Source organism: Moorena sp. SIOASIH, from assembly GCF_010671925.1.
In the GTDB taxonomy this organism is placed as follows: Bacteria; Cyanobacteriota; Cyanobacteriia; order Cyanobacteriales; family Coleofasciculaceae; genus Moorena.
The window spans coordinates 1,034,028-1,051,676 of sequence record NZ_JAAHIH010000002.1 but is presented as its reverse complement, the minus strand read 5'-3'; the positions used below and the strand labels follow the sequence as shown (position 1 = coordinate 1,051,676).

General features: G+C 43.5%; 9 protein-coding genes. 5 read left to right on the top strand and 4 right to left on the bottom strand.

Going from position 1 to position 17,649, the window contains the following annotated elements; genetic code table 11:
• Window positions 1-2: 2 nt before the first annotated feature.
• The 5 genes from F6J90_RS12230 to F6J90_RS12210 all read left to right on the top strand — a co-directional run bounded on the left by F6J90_RS12230 (window position 3) and on the right by F6J90_RS12210 (window position 10,530).
• Window positions 3-7,466, top strand: a complete 7,464-nt coding sequence (locus tag F6J90_RS12230; RefSeq protein WP_293093432.1) for a type I polyketide synthase — start codon at window positions 3-5, stop codon at window positions 7,464-7,466.
• Between the two features lie 284 nt (window positions 7,467-7,750).
• On the top strand, window positions 7,751-7,936 hold the full coding sequence (locus F6J90_RS12225; protein WP_293093430.1) for a hypothetical protein: 186 nt from the start codon (window positions 7,751-7,753) through the stop codon (window positions 7,934-7,936).
• A 99-nt stretch (window positions 7,937-8,035) separates the two neighbouring features.
• Window positions 8,036-9,367 (top strand): hypothetical protein, encoded by a 1,332-nt coding sequence (locus F6J90_RS12220; protein ID WP_293093428.1) that lies wholly within the window; start codon window positions 8,036-8,038, stop codon window positions 9,365-9,367.
• Between the two features lie 146 nt (window positions 9,368-9,513).
• A complete protein-coding gene (locus F6J90_RS12215; protein ID WP_267876488.1) occupies window positions 9,514-9,645 on the top strand; it encodes a hypothetical protein in 132 nt (43 codons plus the stop codon).
• A 3-nt stretch (window positions 9,646-9,648) separates the two neighbouring features.
• Complete coding sequence (locus F6J90_RS12210) at window positions 9,649-10,530, top strand: alpha/beta hydrolase (protein ID WP_293093426.1); 882 nt, start codon at window positions 9,649-9,651, stop codon at window positions 10,528-10,530.
• 210 nt (window positions 10,531-10,740) lie between these two features.
• On the opposite strand, the gene F6J90_RS12205 is transcribed toward F6J90_RS12210, so the two are convergent.
• From F6J90_RS12205 to F6J90_RS12190, 4 genes are all read right to left on the bottom strand, one after another.
• Complete coding sequence (locus F6J90_RS12205; protein WP_293093424.1) at window positions 10,741-11,472, bottom strand: FkbM family methyltransferase; 732 nt, start codon at window positions 11,470-11,472, stop codon at window positions 10,741-10,743.
• 4 nt (window positions 11,473-11,476) lie between these two features.
• Window positions 11,477-13,591, bottom strand: coding sequence for a nucleotide-binding protein (locus F6J90_RS12200; protein ID WP_293093422.1), 2,115 nt, complete (start codon window positions 13,589-13,591; stop codon window positions 11,477-11,479).
• Between the two features lie 852 nt (window positions 13,592-14,443).
• Window positions 14,444-15,277, bottom strand: a complete 834-nt coding sequence (locus tag F6J90_RS12195) for a PIG-L family deacetylase (protein ID WP_293093420.1) — start codon at window positions 15,275-15,277, stop codon at window positions 14,444-14,446.
• A gap of 274 nt (window positions 15,278-15,551) precedes the next feature.
• Entirely contained in the window at window positions 15,552-17,636 is a 2,085-nt protein-coding gene (locus F6J90_RS12190; protein ID WP_293093418.1) for a glycosyltransferase, read from the bottom strand.
• Window positions 17,637-17,649 lie beyond the last annotated feature (13 nt).

The following is a 17,649-nucleotide window of genomic DNA, read 5'->3' as shown; positions in this document are numbered from 1 at the left end:
AAATGATGAAAGAAAGTAGCCGAAGTATTGACTATAAACCCTTAATGGAAAAGGCTCTTATCAAGCTAGAAGCTTTGGAGTCTAAATTGAAGGATTTAGAGTATAAAAAAAATGAACCTATAGCTATTATTGGTATGGGATGTCGCTTTCCTGGAGAAGCAAACACTCCAGAACAGTTTTGGCATCTTTTACGTAATGGAGTGGATGCTATAACTGAAGTTCCACTAGACCGCTGGAATATCGATGAATACTATGACCCTGATCCAGAAACTCCTGGCAAAGTTTACACAAGAAATGCTGGATTTTTACATGATATAGATATGTTTGAGCCAGGGTTCTTTGGCATTTCTCCCAGAGAAGCTCTTAGCCTTGACCCTCAGCAGCGTTTGCTGTTAGAGGTGAGTTGGGAAGCATTAGAATACGCTGGGATTGTGCCCCAAAACTTGAAAAATAGCCAGACAGGAATTTTTTTTGGTATTACACAAACCGAATATAGCAGATTGCGATTAGCAGACTCCAATTACCATGAACAGCTGAGTATCTATGATGGCACAGGGAACGGTTTGTCTTTTGCATCAGGACGACTTTCCTTTTTTCTAGGGTCACAAGGCCCCAATATGGCTATTGATACTGTCTGTTCTTCTTCTTTAGTAGCAGTACACCTAGCTTGTCAGAGCTTACGAACCACCGAGTCTAATTTAGCTATAGCTGGAGGTGTCAACCTCAATCTCTTTCCAGAAGGAACAATCTTTTTGTCAAGAGCTAAAGCCCTTTCCCCAGATGGCAGATGCAAGACTTTTGATGCTAGTGCAGACGGGTTTAGCCGTAGTGAGGGTTGTGGCATAGTTATCCTGAAGCGCCTATCGGATGCGATCGCAGATGGAGACAAAATTTGGGCTGTGATTCGAGGTTCAGCTGTTAACCATGATGGACCTAGTAGTGGTTTAACTGTACCTAATCAAATGGCTCAGGAGAAATTAATTCGTCAAGCTCTTACCAATGGTAAGGTAGAGCCAACGGAAATTAATTATATTGAAGCTCACGGTACTGGTACATCTCTGGGAGATCCGATCGAGGTGGGAGCTTTGGCATCTGTATTATGCCCCAATCGTAGTCGGTCTAATCCCTTAGTGATTGGTAGTGTAAAAACTAACCTCGGTCATCTAGAGGCAGCAGCGGGAATAGTAGGTTTGATTAAAGTAGTGCTGTCCCTACATTACCAGGAAATACCACCTCATTTGCACTTTTCTACCCCAAATGCCCACATCCCTTGGGATGAGTTTCCTCTGGTAGTTCCTACTTCACCAAGACCTTGGTCTCCTGGAGAGAAACCCAGAATTGCAGGGGTGAGTTCCTTTGGAATGAGTGGGACTAATGCCCATGTAGTGTTGGAAGAAGCACCAATTCAAGTCAAGAGCCAACCCCCCCTGCTCAAGGATTCTTTAGAGCGTCCTCTTCATTTATTAACCCTGTCAGCAAAAACTCCAAAAGCTCTGGAAAATTTAGCTAATCGTTATCATAATCATCTGGAAACTCATATAGAAGATGCGATCGCAGACATTTGTTACACTGCCAATACAGGGCGCTCGCACTTCAACCACCGCCTAGCCCTTATAGTCTCTAACCAACAGGAATTAGCCGAAAAACTGCTTCACCACCAAGGGGTCGAAGCAGTAGGAGGATTATTTTCTGGACAAGTTCCGAGCAATACCAGTTCACCTAAAGTAGCCTTTCTGTTCACTGGTCAAGGTTCCCAGTATATCAACATGGGACAGCAACTTTATCAAACCCAGCCAGTGTTCCGTCAAGCAGTTGACCAATGTGAAACTATCCTAAGTTCAGAGTTAGAACATTCTTTACTAGAAGTTCTCTATCCTAATTTAGGGAAAACGGAACCAAGAAAAGGGAATACAGAAGTTTCATCTTTACTAGACCAAACTGCTTATACTCAAGCAGCCCTATTTGCCATTGAATATGCCTTGTTTAAGTTATGGCAATCCTGGGGTATTGAACCAAATGCCGTCATGGGGCATAGTGTGGGGGAATATGTAGCAGCAACGGTAGCAGGAGTATTTAGTTTAGAAGACGGTTTAAAACTCATTGCCACCCGGGGAAGATTGATGCAACAGTTGCCCTCTGGTGGAGAGATGGTTTCGGTGATGACATCGGAGTCAAAAGTGCGTGATTTCCTTAAGACCTACACAGAGAAAGTAGCAATTGCTGCTATTAATGGTCCATTAAGTGTGGTAATTTCTGGAGCCAGTGAAGATATTGGTGCTATTTGTGACAAATTAGAAGCTGAGGGAATCAAGACCAAAAGGCTACAGGTATCCCATGCTTTCCACTCCCCTCTGATAGCACCAATGTTGGCAGAATTTGAAGCAGTAGCCCATCAAATCACCTACCATCAACCCAAAATACCAGTAATATCAAATATTACTGGACTTCAAGCCGACAAGAGCATAGCCACAGCCAACTATTGGGTAAATCATGTGTTAGAACCTGTAAGGTTTGCCCAAAGTATGGAGACCTTGTACCAGCAAGGCTATGAAATCTTCCTAGAAATCGGACCGAAACCAATTTTATTAGGCATGGGGCGGCAGTGTCTACCAGAAGAGTTCGGTATTTGGTTACCGTCGTTGCGGGAGGGAGTAGAAGAATGGCAGCAGATGCTGTCTAGTTTAGGACAGTTATATGTCCAGGGAGTCAAGGTAGATTGGTCAGGGTTTGACCGAGACTATAGCCGTCAGAAAGTAGTATTGCCAACATATCCATTCCAACGAGAACGGTATTGGATAGAAACCAAAAATGGCTACCAACCGCAACAGCATTTGTCAACAGCCAAAAATCTGCACCCATTACTAGGAGAAAAACTCAACCTAGCCGGAATAGAGAATCAACATCACTTTCAATCATACCTAAGGGCAGAATCCCCAGCCTATCTCAGTCACCACCAAGTATTTGAAAAAGTGCTATTTCCAGCCACAGGCTACCTAGAAATGGCAGCTTCATCAGCTAAAATTCTGTTCAACAAAGCCGAAGTAGAAGTAGCAGATGTCGCCATAGTAAGAGGCTTAATCCTACCAGAAACAGAAATTTTGACAATACAAACAGTAGTCAGCCCCTTAGAAAACAACAGCTATAAGTTCGAAATATTCAGCACATCCATTGCTGAAAATCAACAGACACCCCAATGGCTGTTGCACAGCGAAGGAAAGATCTATACCGAGCCGACTACCAATAGCAAAGCCAAAATCGACCTAGAAAAATATAAAAGAGAGTGTAGTCAAGCCATAGACATCAAACAACATTATCAACAATGTCTCGAAAGAGGGATTAACTACGGCAGCAGTTTCCAAGGAATAAAACAGTTGTGGAAAGGTCAAAGGAAAGCCCTAGGGGAAATCGCCTTACCGGAGGAATTAACCGCAGAATTAACAGACTATCAGCTACATCCAGCCCTATTAGATGCAGCTCTACAAATGATAGGTCATGCCATAGACAACACCGAAACCGACCAGACCTATCTGCCAGTAGGGATAGAAAAATTCAAACTGTATCGTCAGATAACCAGCCAGGTATGGGCAATAGCAGAAATACCAGAAACCAGCTTAACCGCCGACATTTTGCTGGTAGACAACTTCGGCACGATACTAGCCGAGCTAGAGGGATTAAGGGTAAGGGCAACCACAGCCAATGCTCTGTTGAGAAGTCTGCAACCAGATATCAGCCATTGGTATTATCAAATCAACTGGCAAGCTCAAGCCCTACCATCAACCACCCCATCACCAGCAGTAACTAGCAAATGGTTAGTATTGGCAGAAGATACTCACCTAGTAGAAGCACTAGAACAAAAAGGTCACGAGTGCATCAGAGTATCAGCAGGACAAACCTATGAGCAACTAAGTCCACAACACTATCAAATCAATCCCACCAGTGGTGAACAATTCCAACAACTGCTAGAAGAAAACCCAGGGATGACAGGGGTTGTCCATCTGTGGAGTGTGCCAGAACTCCTTGGCAAAGACCACCTAGAATTAGAGAAAATTCAAGAAAAAAGTTGTGGGGCTCTGCTACATTTGGTGCAAGCAATCCTCAACAGCAAACCGGAAAAAATCCCACAGCTATGGTTAGTAACCCAAGGAACCCAGAGGGTCAACTCAGACACAGAAGTAATCAACCCCGAGTATGGAAGCTTATGGGGACTAGGACGAGTAATCGCCCAAGAACACCCAGAATTAGGCTGTAAACGCCTCGACTGTGACCCAGAAAAGCAGATTACTCAAAACCTAGAAGCCCTAGTCACAGAGCTCTTATCAGAAGATGTAGAAGACCAAATCGCCATACGTCAGGGCAGTCGTTATGTAGCCAGACTAGTACAAAAACCCCACAAACAGCCAATCACCTCAGGCGACCAACCAGTGCAATTAAAACTGTCAGAATACGGAGTGATAGACAATCTCAACTGGCAGCCAATGCAGCGGCGTGTTCCAAAAGCTATGGAAGTAGAAATCGTTGTAGCTGCAGTGGGACTAAACTTTCGAGACGTGCTTAACGCCCTAGGATTACTTAAAGACTACTACGCCTCCGATCTAGGCATCAGCAGTGCACAGCAACTAACCTTCGGTTTTGAATGTGCTGGTAAAATCAGTGCCGTAGGAGAACAAGTCTCACAGTGGCAAGTAGGAGACGAAGTCATAGCCACCATGCTCCACGACGGTTTCAGCAGTTTTATCACTACCACAGTAGACCATGTGATGCCAAAGCCGAAACACATGAGTTTCACCGAAGCAGCCACCCTACCCTTGACATTCCTGACTGCCTACTACGGGTTGCATAACTTAGCCAAAATTCAACCAGGAGAGCGAGTATTAATTCATGGCGCAGCAGGTGGTGTCGGGCAAGCCGCCGTGCAAATCGCCCAACGAGCAGGGGCAGAAATATTTGCTACAGCAAGTCCGAGTAAATGCGAATTTCTCAAATCCCTGGGCATTAAGCACGTCATGAACTCCCGCACCTTAGAGTTTGCCGGGGAAATCCTGGAGCGCACCGCAGGGGAAGGGGTAGATGTAGTCCTCAATAGCCTCAATGGAGAGTACATTCCCAAGAGCTTAGAAGTATTAGCTCCAACAGGCAGATTTGTCGAAATTGGCAAAATTGGGATTTGGAACCAACAGCAAGTATGGGAACAACGACCAGATGTTAGTTACTACCCCTTTGATTTAGGAGAAGTAGTACAACAACAACCAAATGTAATGGCTCAACTGTCCAAGGAATTAACTCAGCAATGGAACCAAGGAAAACTCAAAGCCTTACCCTATAAAGTATTCCCTGATCAGGAAGTCACAGCAGCCTTCCGGTATCTGCAGCAGGCCAAGCATATAGGGAAGGTAGTGGTGGAAATGCCAGAAGCTTTATCTGAGCAAAAGTCCATCAAACCAGAAGCCAGTTATTTGATTACAGGAGGATTAGGAGCCTTAGGGCTGGAAGTAGCCCAATGGATGGTAAAAGAGGGAGCAAAGCAGATAGTATTAATGGGACGTCGGGCTCCCAACCAAACAGCACAAAAAGTAATAGAGGAGTTAGAAACAACCGGAGCCCATGTCAGAGTAGTATTAGGGGATATTTCCCTAACTGAAGATGTAGCCTTGACCCTAGAGGAAATATCAGCATCATTACCCCCACTCAAAGGAGTGATTCATGCGGCAGGGGTATTGGATGACGGGTTACTGCAAAACATGAGTTGGCAGCAGTTTACCAAAGTGATGGCACCAAAGGTGGCCGGAACTTGGCATTTGCATCAACTGACCCTTGATTTACCCTTAGATTTCTTTGTCTGTTTCTCGTCGATGGCTTCGATGTTGGGTTCACCAGGTCAAGGAAACTATGCCGCCGCTAATGGTTTTATGGATGCAGTCGCCCACTATCGTCACGGTATGGGATTACCAGGATTGAGTATTAACTGGGGACCTGTTTCTAAGGTGGGGCTAGCTGCTGAAAGTGGGGCAGATAGTAGAGCAATACAAAAAGGAATTAATCCGATTTCTCCTTCTCAAGTGTTAGAAGCATTGGATTTATTAATAAGTAGTTCAGCGGTAGAAGTTGGGGTAGTTCCAATTCAGTGGAATCAATTTTTTAACCAACTACCTAATGGAGTCAAACTACCCTTTTTAGAGGGGTTTACTGCTACCACAAAATCTACAACAGAATTTCAACAATCTCAACTTATATCTCAACTAGAAGTGGCTTCAACAGCTGAACGGGAAACTATCTTATCAAGTCACCTTCAATCTGAAATTGCTACGGTGTTAGGAATGGGAGACATGACCATTGACCTACAGCAGCCTTTAACTACGATGGGACTGGATTCCTTGATGGCTTTAGAATTGCGTAATCGAGTTAAAAGTAAGTTGGGTGTAGATATTCCTATTGTGCAGTTGGTAGAGGGAATTAGTATTGCTGATTTAGGAACAGAAATTAATCAGCAACTAACATTAAGGAATAATTCAATCAATAAAAAGTCAGAAATGAAATTAGCTGCTCCGGAAGACCTTTCCCAAGCAGAGCATCAAAATACCCCTCAGGCTACGATTGAATCACCAACAACAATTTCCCAGCCTAGTGATTCTCCATCTGACTTATTACCCTGTCTGATTCCTATACAACCAGAAGGTAATAAATCTCCTTTCTTCTTCCTTCCTCCTGTAGCAGGAGTTGTTTTTCCCTATTTTGAGTTAGCACGTCTTCTAGGAAAAGACCGACCGTTTTACGGAATTAAATCCCTAGGGTTTATGGAAAATGAAAACCCCTTAACTAGTATCGAGGAAATGGCGTATTACTATATTAAAGCGATAAAAACAGTTCAACCTCATGGACCTTATTACTTAGGGGGCTGGTCTTTGGGCGTTTTGATTGCTTTTGAAATGGCCAGACAATTAGAAGAAATTGGGGAAGTTACTGAGCGTCTTATTTTGATTGATTTGCCTCCCAATTCAACGAGTCAACTAACTAAGTTGTATGTTGGTTTTAAGTTTTTGCTCACACAAGCCTTGCCTCAAATTTGGCCCTATGTCTATGATTATGTTAAAATCCCAAACCCAGCTAATGTCAGGGTATTGGCTCAAGAGGCTTTACCATCCATACAGTCAGCAAATAAATCCCAAACCCTTGGCAAAGTATTAAATAGAATTAATTCTCTTATTCGTTCTAGTCGCCCATTGCTTCGAGTTATGCAAGGGAATACCCAGGCATCATTTCGTTATACTCCTAAGCACTATACTGGTAAAATTACTTTATTACGAACCAGCAAACCTTGGAATTCAAATCCTCAAGACCCCACCTTGGGTTGGAGTCAGTTATCGGCTCAGGAGGTAGAAACTCATCTTATTCCCGGTCATCACCTTAATCTACTCCGACAACCTCATGTTAAAGTGTTAGCTCAAACCCTAAAGAATTTGCTTAAGTAAGCTATATAGCAATTCTCATCACGAGTGAGATATAGCGTTTATTGCATTTATGAGGTACGCTTAATTGCCTCAAAGTCCCCCTTATTAAGGGGGATTTAGGGGGATCTCTTTGTACCTTATGGGAGAGAGAATTGCTATAAACAGCATTTTTTCCTACTCCCCCCCTCCCCGCGCCAGAGCCCTGATCAGGGTAGCTTTTTAACAAAGACGTGACTGTGGGGTATGGGGTGTGCGGTAGTGGTGCATCTCAAAGTTGAAAATCAATGTCTTGATCCAAAGCGCGAGTGGGGAAAACCACGCCAGTTGCTCATCGGGGAGGGGCTGCGTGGGTCACCTGCGAACACCTTGAAAGCCCCGTGGAACGGCAGTCGCTCATGGGGTGGCCTCCTTTGAGCGCGCTGCCTCCCCAAGACCTGGCTGCATCGCTACTCCCTACTGCCATTAACCCAGGACAAAAGTCCCTGACCTAATTGAGAACTGCTATATATTTAACCTACAGCAAACTGCTAGAATTTTACGGCTCAAAAAAGTGTGCCAAGATCTGAATAAGCTCAGGAGGTCAATTAAAGATGAATATGCCCCAGAATATCAAAAGTGGTTTTAGCTTTGATGAAGCCATATTAATGGCCAAATTTTGCCAGCAAATCTACTCGATATACCAGTATGATGATGGCAATGTCAACGACATAGAAATTCAAGAAATATACAATTCCCTTTACCGATATCAAGACTGGAAATTTGTCCACAGCATCCGCAATGATGAAAGCAATGTGCGTGGATTTATTGCCAAAAAAACAACTGCTCATCAGTATACCGTGGTTTTCCGAGGCTCAATCGTGACCGATCGCGGAGCTTTTGAACTAACAGACCTGGTATCTGACTTTGACTGGGATTTAGTCAACTACGGTTCCGTCACTGATAAAAGAATTAAAGTGGTTAAAGGATTTTGGGAAGCCTCTGAATCGGTTTGTGATCAACTCGAAATCTTTTTTAAGACCTTACTAGGTAAGCTCACAGCCAAAGATTTTGATAAAATCCACCAGATGACTTATGAAAGGCAGTTTGCCTGCATCACAGCCATCGCCGATGCTGGCGCAATTCGACTCGGTACTGATTTTGAGCTCGAAGCCAGAACCCTGATTGAGGAAGCAGTGGCAGATGAGGAACTGGGTAATGATGACGAGCTAACAGACATTTTAAATTTTCAACAAACTAGGGTGCTAGAACTCGAAGAACTCAAGGAGCCAGTGGACGTTTATGTCACTGGTCATAGTTTAGGGGGGTCCTTAGCCTTCCTGGGTGCTAATGCTTTGCGGCGTTACTTTGGTTCGACTGTGATGCTCAAAGTCTACACGATTGGGGCACCAAAAGTAGGCAATGAGTCATTTGCCAACTACTACGAGCGACAAATCGGTAAGGGGCTGACCCATCGCGTGGAAAATTTATTGGATATAGCTCCTAGTATGCCATTGCCGCCCCCCTTCCCCTTAAATATGTTGGCTGGGAATGGTTTGCGAGTTGGGAACTTTTACCTATCAAACTGTAGTCCTGTTGGAGAGTTATACACTGTGATGGGACTGGGTTCCCAGGGGGTTTCTGTCGATTTTGGCGGAGCTGTAGAATTCTTGGGGGGTATTCCGTTTCCCCACGGTAGTGATGCCTATTTGCAGCTACTTGAGAAAGACCACCAACGTTGGCAACAATTGTGGCGACCCATACGAAATATTGTGGAAAACTTTATGAACGAGCTTCTCGAAGACCAAACTCAGGCTATTAAAGATGAGCTGGATCAGGTAAAAAAAGAAATTCTTGGATTAAAGAACGATTATAATGGGAAAGTAGAAGGGAAGGATGGCAAGGCTGTAGAGGTAACAACGGCTACAGGGGATTCACCAAATTGATAATCAAGTTAAGTGGCTTCTTTAGGGATTAGGGAATGGTTAATGGTTTATGGTTAATGGCAATTTAAAATTTAATATTTTCATTGATGTCTTTTGCCTTTTGTCTTAATCACCAGTTAATCGGGTTTATAGCGTTTATCGTACTTATGAGGTACACTCAATTTTATTCCCCCTACTCCCTACTCCCTACTCCCTACTCCCTACTCCCTACTCCCTGCTCCCTACTCCCTAAAACCCAGAACGAGGTACCTCACCCAATTGAGAACTGCTATAAATAACTGATGTTCCCTGATTTTCTGCCCTCCAATACCCAGCAGCTAGTTGAGTCTACCTCGATTGACCTTGCTCAAAGTATCCAGCGTCAAGCTATCTCAACTCCCCTGAGCCCACAGGCCATTGCCACAACTTACGTTAATCAGGGTAAGGGTGGCACGCCGATTCTGTTACTCCATGGCTTCGATAGTTCCCTGCTAGAATTACGCCGCTTGCTACCACTGCTGGCTCAGGAAAATGAAACCTGGGCAGTGGATTTGTTGGGTTTTGGGTTTACGGATCGCATGGCAGGGACTCCGTTTAGTCCAAATGCGATCGCAACCCATCTCTATTATTTCTGGAAAACCCTGATTAGAACACCAGTGATTGTAGTCGGTGCCTCGATGGGGGGTGCAGCGGCGATTGATTTGACCCTCTCTTACCCCCAGGTGGTTAAACAGTTAGTATTAATAGATAGCGCTGGCTGCACCAAGGCTCCCCCGATTGGGAAATTCTTGTTTCCTCCCTTAGGCTACCTAGCGACAGCATTTTTGGCTAATCCCAAGGTAAGGCAAAGTATAAGTAGAAACGCTTACTATGATAAAGGTTGGGCCTCTGAAGATGCCCGAATTTGTGCTGCATTGCACCTAGAAATGCCTGGTTGGCATCAAGCCTTGATTGCGTTTACCAAAAGTGGTGGTTATGGTGATTTTGGAGATAAGCTGGCTCAGATTAGCCAGCCAACTCTAATTTTATGGGGTGACCATGACCAAATTTTAGGGACTGCTGCTGCTAGCAAGTTTAAGGATGCGATCGCACAATCTCAATTAATCTGGATTAAAGACTGTGGTCATGTGCCTCACTTGGAACAAGCTCAAATTACGGCTGAGCATATTTTAGAATTTGCTTAGAATTCGTAAGCTATCAGCTATCAGCTATCAGCTATCAGCTATCAGCTATCAGCTATCAGCTATCAGCTATCAGCTATCAGCTATCAGCCATTAGCTTATGCGCTATGGGCACGCTACTTTACGAACAGCTTTTGAATACAATAAGCTGACCACTAACGGCTGACGGCTGACAGCTGACGGCTGAATGCTTACTACAAAAATATAGCATTTTCAGTTGAGATTTGAAAACGCGATCGCATGTCCAACATACCAGGGGATATTGGGATAAGCTGGTTCCAGGGGCATGATTTTATATCCTAGAGAGTCAATAAACATCTCAATGGTTTTATTCTTGAGTTTAAAGGACTCTTGATTCCCATCATCTACTTCATAAATCAGGATGGGCTGAAATTCTTTAATAGTTTGGATCATCCCCCTTAAAACATTAATTTCTGCTCCTTCCACATCGATTTTGACAACCGTTGGGGGTTTCAAAGTCTTTTGGGACACCAAATCATCAATAGACACAAGGTCAACTGTCATTTCACCCCTGAGATCTGGAGGTGTACCCGCTGTAGCTAAAGTAGCTCCCCCTGAATGATGGGCCAGCAACAATTCTCCGGTTCCGGTTGAGTCAGAAACTGCTTGTGGGAAAACAGTAACATTGGAGAAACTATTAAGCTCCACATTCCGTAGAATAATGTCAGCATTGTTTGGCACTGGCTCAAACGCATAAACCTGTCCAGATGACCCAACTAGCTTCGCAGCAATAATAGTAAAAAAGCCAATATTGGCACCGATATCATAGAAGATATGATCACGGTTTAAGCAGCTTGCTAAAGCGTTCTGAAGTGGAAGTTCATAGGTACCACGTGCAAAATCAGGATTAGAACCATCCCCATGGAATTTTAGTCCTGCACCTACTCCATTGTTAAGGGTTACCTGTTGATTGCTTAAATTCATTAGTCTAAACCTTTGCTACAAAATTTTGAAATACACTTCCTGTATCATTGCCCCATTCCCAGTTAGCGACAATCCCAACTCGGTTAATTCTAAGACGCGCCGCATCTGGATAAACATCTGTCAGGGCACGATACAATAGTGGTTCATCATTGATGAATATCATGTAATTCATGCCATCAAAAATCATGCGGAGCCGATGGGAGACACCCCAGGAAATGCGTTTACCCACATTTGTCCAGACAGCATCAAATAATTCTTCAAAGCCATTGAGATAGAAAAAGGAAGACATTGAAGCACCACCGTAACAGTCATCTAACCAGTTATTGATAGTGATATAATTGTCAGCATCCTGCCAAAAGATAAACCCTCCACGACCTTTTTCTCCCTGTCCTCGTCTAGTTCCAGGGGGAGTAATGTCTACCTGTAAATCCGCTATGTCTGGGTGATCCCAATCAATGGTGTAGGCAGTGCGACCTGGATTAGGATGTTTAGCATCAGCTTGGACTTTGGCTGTACTATTCCCAGTCAGCTCAATTACCCCTAGCCCAATATTCCGATGCCAGACTTTGCTACCACTAGTTGTAGTTTTTCCCATCAAGTCCCCAGCTGCACCAGCAAAATCTTCAGTGATAGCTATTTCGGTACCCTCTACTACCCAAGGGGAGCCAAGGTCGAGTTCAGACGGAATAGGGATAGTGCGTGGGTGAGCCTCAAAGGCGCGAAAATACAGACTATTATTAGGGTTAACCCCACCAATGCCAACACCGGTAGCGTTTTCCAGGCGGGTATCTGTAAAGCACTTATTAAAGACCAACTTGCCATTGAGATACAGGCTAAAGGTCTTACCATCATCCAATATCTGTAAGGAGTTGATTGCTAAGGGCTGTAAATACCATAGATCGCTAACAGCTAAACATTCCCAGCTATCATGGTCTTGAATCATAAGTTGACATTTGTCCCCGTCTGCTAGGAAACTCCAGTATTGGTTTTTATCCTGAACACGCCACACAATCCGGACTCCAGTTATCTGAGTAGACGTTTCGACCAGCAAATGGATTAGCCCAGAGGGTGTGGGACACTCCAACATAGCGAGGCTATCCGGTTGAGTGGCTCTAGCACCATCAGCTGTTAACTCATAACTTCCTTGAGAGACACTCCAGAAACCACCCTTGTCCGCTTCAGCACCATCTAGCAAACCATCACCAATCAGGTCATCTGCTGCCTGAGCTGTACCGTACCAGGTGGCGATGTCTGAAATTTGGGCTACATTAGCGCCATAGATTCGCGTATCGACTTCAAAACCATTCTGTCCCAGAATACTTTGGTATACACCAGCATATACTGTGGCATCATCATTGAAAGGATCAATAGCAATGGGACGCATGTTAGGGTAAGCGGCCAGACCATGAGCATTAGGAACAGAAGCAGCATAATAGGCAGCTCCCTTTTCCCGCAGAACTACGATGTAATAAACCTGGAGATTTTGTAAGCCCCTAAATGCTGAGAGCAGATACCCCCCCAACCGAGTCCACAACTCTCCATTTTCTGCCCCAGTGGCATGAACAATAAAGGCATTTCCCTCTGCAGTCGGGTCCACAGGAACTTCCCTGGGGAACCAACCCACTGCTAGATTCTCATCAATATTTGGCAATTTAAACGGTTTGAAATATTTTGAAATTCTGGAGGTGCTACGAATCCACCATAGGAGCTTTCGCAACATCCTGCTTTTTCCCTGACTGGAAGTCCAACGCAGAAGTCGTTTAGCCGGTTTATCTGTCTCAGGACCAATCATCCACCGATGGAGTCGTTCTTTAAGGGGCTCAATCCTTTCGGTCTGGGATGTATTATGACCATTGCTCAGAAACACTGCAAAGGCCAGTCCATTGGTACGGGTGTACGGACCATAAGCAATGCCCTGTCTGCCCCACGCAGGTTTTAGCAGAGGCTGGAGACGTAATGCCCCATTGTCAATCCCAATCAGCTTTTCGACATCTATACCCTTACGAACTGCACCACTGGGAGTTTTAGTACCAATGGTTTTACCTGCACAACAGTTATCTGAGAATGTGTCTGTGAAGGATTTGTTTACTAAATTTTCTGGTGGAGTTAATTGTTGCATGTTGTTACTTATTTATATAGCGTTTTAAATTGGGTGAGGTACTTTCATCCTAGGGAGTAGGGAGTAGGGAGTAGGGAGTAGGTAATAGGGAATATATAACAGGTAACAGTAGGAAAGATCCTCGAGTTTTTTTTGGTGTTATGCTAAATAAGCAATGTCAAACCCTATCGGGTGTATCTCACTTTTGTAAATTTTGCGTAGGGTGCGTTAGGGGTGGGATTGCCCTGATTTTCCGCCTCTTCGTTCCTGGTTGAAATAGCCCACCCCGTAACGCACCACCCGCTCAAACAGCTTTTAGGAGATGCACCCAATCCTATCTCACCTGCTCCCTTGCTTTCAGAACCATTAAATTTAAATGAAGACCAGCTTAGATGATAGCTGACATTGTCAAGAACAACAAAAAAAATAAAATGGATATATGATGTCCCATATATCCAGAACTGATATGACTGACTGATAAAGGTCTTGAACACTCTTATTACTTATGATTTCATAATTATCTTGAATGAAGTTGCCAAATTGGCTAATTTATCGCTATTTTTTAGACAATTTATAAATTGTGATAGGTACAAATTCCAGGGTTTTAGGGAGCAGGGACTTCGGAGCAGATAACAGCGGCTCTGGGAAAGGGGAATAGATAACAAAAATATGTCTTAACCTTTACTTAGAAGGCTATAGACGGCTATATAGTTATTAAATAGGGGTAAAACAGCACAGGCTAAAAATCAAGTGCATTGTTATATAAAATTTGAAGTCTATAGCAATCCTAAATGAATTGTTATAATTTTTGTTCCCTACTCCCTACTCCCTACTCCCTACTCCCTATTCCCTTTGCTATAGCGTTTATTATAACTATTCATAATTATGAGTCAAATTATATCGACGAAATAATTCATAGTTTTGAAAAAAGCAGTCTAAAAACTCACCCTCTGACACATCCTTTAGGGTTAGCCAGCGTGGATGAGTAATGAGTTGTTTCATTTGAGATTGATGTTGGTCTAGGGCAGTACGTTTGATATCAAAAACATCACCAATATAGACAGATAATCTAAAATCATTCAGTAAGCTAAACCCTGACATGATAGTTTTTTTAAAAAAGGAGACTAGGTTTGGTTTACTCCCTTCCACCCTTGTCCAAGGCCAGTGATTCCAGAACCATATAGGATACTCATAAACTGTCACATCAAATTTAATTGTTTTGAGTGCAGCTACGACAATTTCATTGGTAGCATTATGGTCAGATACCCCATCGTTGTAGTAGGGAATAAAAATTTCTTCAGGAAGATAGTTAAGAATAATTTGTGCGACGTTATGGATAGCCAAATTTCTGGTTTTATCTAATGTTCCATCTTTGAATTCCAGGAAGCTCACATCATGCTGTTGCAGACCAAGTTTTTGAGCGGCTGCCAAGGCTTCATTAGCGCGTATTGATTTTACCTGATTTTCTGGAATCAGATGACCATGAGATTGACACCCATCTGTCATAAAAACAATTTTTACATCAGCTCCGGCTTGCTTTTTACGGATAATTGTTCCACCACAGCCCAGGGTTTCATCATCCTGATGGGGTGAAAAAATAATCGCCGATCGTCTTAGATTATTTCTGTCATACTCAACTCTGGTTCTATGGATTAGAAAACGATAAAACTGGCGTACCAGAGTTTTTAAGGATAATTTATTGTTCATTTTTAACTTGTCACTTGTCACTATTCTCTGTTCTGAAGTTCAACACTTCTGTCTTTTACTTTCGTAAGCATTCAGCCGTCAGCCGTCAGCCGTCAGCTTTCCATAACAGAGATTAAACGAATGCTTAGCTGTTTTATTCAAAAGCTGTTCGGTGTAGCGTGCCCTATGTCCATAAGCACATCAAGTAGCGTGCCCTATGCCCATAAGCTGATAGCTGATAGCTGATAGCTGATAGCTGTTGGCGTAGCCTGCGCGTAGCGCATATGCTTACCTTTCAAAGAATAGTCTTGTACTGCTTGAGTAAATCATCAACAACTTTCTCGAAAGAAAATAGTTCAACTGCTCGCTGATGTCCAGCTTGTCCCATGGATGTTCTAAGTTCTTGGTCAGAAAGAAGTTGCAAGATGGCGTCTGCCAAAGCATCAGCATTACTCCGTTCAACCAGCAGACCTGTCTTACCATCTTCCACAATCTCGGGAAAAGCACCAGCTTGGGTAGCAATAATAGGAAGACCTGCGACCATAGCTTCCACAATTGGCATCCCAAATGCTTCGTGACATACTGAAGGAAATACAAAAATGTCTGCCTGCTGATAATAATTGACTAACTTGGATTGAGGAAGCGAGCCAGTGAAGGATACTTGGCTGGCTAGATCAGCACCAAAGTGATCATTCAATTCGGACAGGTATCGTCTCAGGTAACCTGTCCAACTTTCATCACCGTAGAATGACGTTAACTCTGCCACTTTGGAGTCATCACTTAATCCGACAAGATAGTCGTAGGGTAATGCACCTACAGGACCAACGAGATCAAGTTTGGTTTCAGGGCAGCGCTCGAGCACTTTTTTAAAAGCTTCTAATAAGACATGGGAGCCTTTTTCTGGAGATACTCTCCCCACGTAGAGTAATCGTTTAGCCGGATTGTTATTGCTGCCATTTTGCTGATTATCGCTGACATAGAAATTCATGAAGCGATCAAGGTTTACCCCATTAAAAACCGGCTGACAGCGCTCGGCAAATTTAGGAAAACGCTGGCGAATCCCTTCTGTGATATACTTACTAGTACCAATAACTAAATCTACCTTACTAAGCCGCTTTTCTAGAATTTGGTGATCGAGTTGGGTCAACCACTCACAATGCATGTGCAGGGCAATTTTTATTCCTGGGTTCAAGGCTCGTATCACTGGAATAAACTGAGATAAGTTGTGAATGTGAACAACATCACATTGCTGTTTTCTCAAGTCATTGGCTACCTGTAAAATATATCCCAGGTAATAGAGTTGGGAGCCAAATATAGGACGTTTTTGATTCTGGAATCCTGGAATTTTTTCGAGATAGTTTAGCAGTGTTTGATCCCGACCTATGGGAATATATCGATAGTCTACTCCGTCATGACTTGCTGTCTGAAAGCGTACTCCTGGTGTATAGACAATAACATCACCATCTTGAACTAAAAGACGCACGAATTCATAGGTCAAAATACCGATGGAATCCATCGGGTTTGGAAACGATGTCATTACAAAGGGTTGACAGACAAATGCTATCTTTAATCGTTTCTTAGAATCTGCTCCATTTAACTGGTTATTTAATTTGTTGTTTAATTTGTTTTGCTCTCGGTCAATCCTAGCTAATTTATTGCGCACTAAAGTCGTGTAGACTACAGTGTTACTGGGATGGAGTTTGAGGACTTTGTGATAGGACGCGATCGCATCATCTAATTTGCCTTGTTCTTGGAGAGCAACCCCTAAGGTATAATGACTGTTTACCAAGTCTGGCTGTATTGCGATCGCTTTCCGGTAGTAGGCCACCGCAGTCTTCAAATCGCCTCCTATTTTCCGAGTAACGCCCAAATCGTGATTTAAGGCAGCGTAGTAGGCGTGTTTTTCTTGGGAAAGCTGCCCCTGAGCGTAGAGAGCATTACCCAAATTGACATCAGCTTCAGCACAGTTGGGCTGAAGCTCCAAAGCTTTTTGATAGCATGCGATCGCATTTTCCCACTTGCCTTGTTGTTGTAGAGCATAGCCAAAGTTGTTGTAAAGCGCTACCGAGTTTGGCTGTAGGGCTAACGCTCGCTGATAAGCTTCCACTGCTTCTGACAATTGACCTTGGGCTTGACGCAAATTGCCTAAACTGAACCAAGCCTTGAAAGACTCGGGATCCACAAGGAGGGTTGTATTGAAAAACTCCTCAGCATTTTGGTACTGACCTACCTGTTGTGCTAGCATTCCTAACCCATACAAGGCATCTGGTTGGTTAGGTATTCCTGCCAGAATCTTACGATAAACTTGCTCAGCTTCGACCAAGCGATTGGCTCGATGATATTGAAGAGCAACTTGAAGTGCTTCAGAAAGTTTTGTCACTGTTGTAATCCTA

Excerpts from the sequence above, each read along its gene's own strand:
- F6J90_RS12230 (WP_293093432.1), top strand. The coding sequence starts at position 3 with ATGATGAAAGAAAGTAGCCGAAGTATTGACTATAAACCCTTAATGGAA.
- F6J90_RS12220 (WP_293093428.1), top strand. The coding sequence starts at position 8,036 with ATGAATATGCCCCAGAATATCAAAAGTGGTTTTAGCTTTGATGAAGCC.
- F6J90_RS12215 (WP_267876488.1), top strand. The coding sequence starts at position 9,514 with ATGAGGTACACTCAATTTTATTCCCCCTACTCCCTACTCCCTACTCCC.
- F6J90_RS12210 (WP_293093426.1), top strand. The coding sequence starts at position 9,649 with ATGTTCCCTGATTTTCTGCCCTCCAATACCCAGCAGCTAGTTGAGTCT.
- F6J90_RS12205 (WP_293093424.1), bottom strand. The coding sequence starts at position 11,472 with ATGAATTTAAGCAATCAACAGGTAACCCTTAACAATGGAGTAGGTGCA.
- F6J90_RS12200 (WP_293093422.1), bottom strand. The coding sequence starts at position 13,591 with ATGCAACAATTAACTCCACCAGAAAATTTAGTAAACAAATCCTTCACA.
- F6J90_RS12195 (WP_293093420.1), bottom strand. The coding sequence starts at position 15,277 with ATGAACAATAAATTATCCTTAAAAACTCTGGTACGCCAGTTTTATCGT.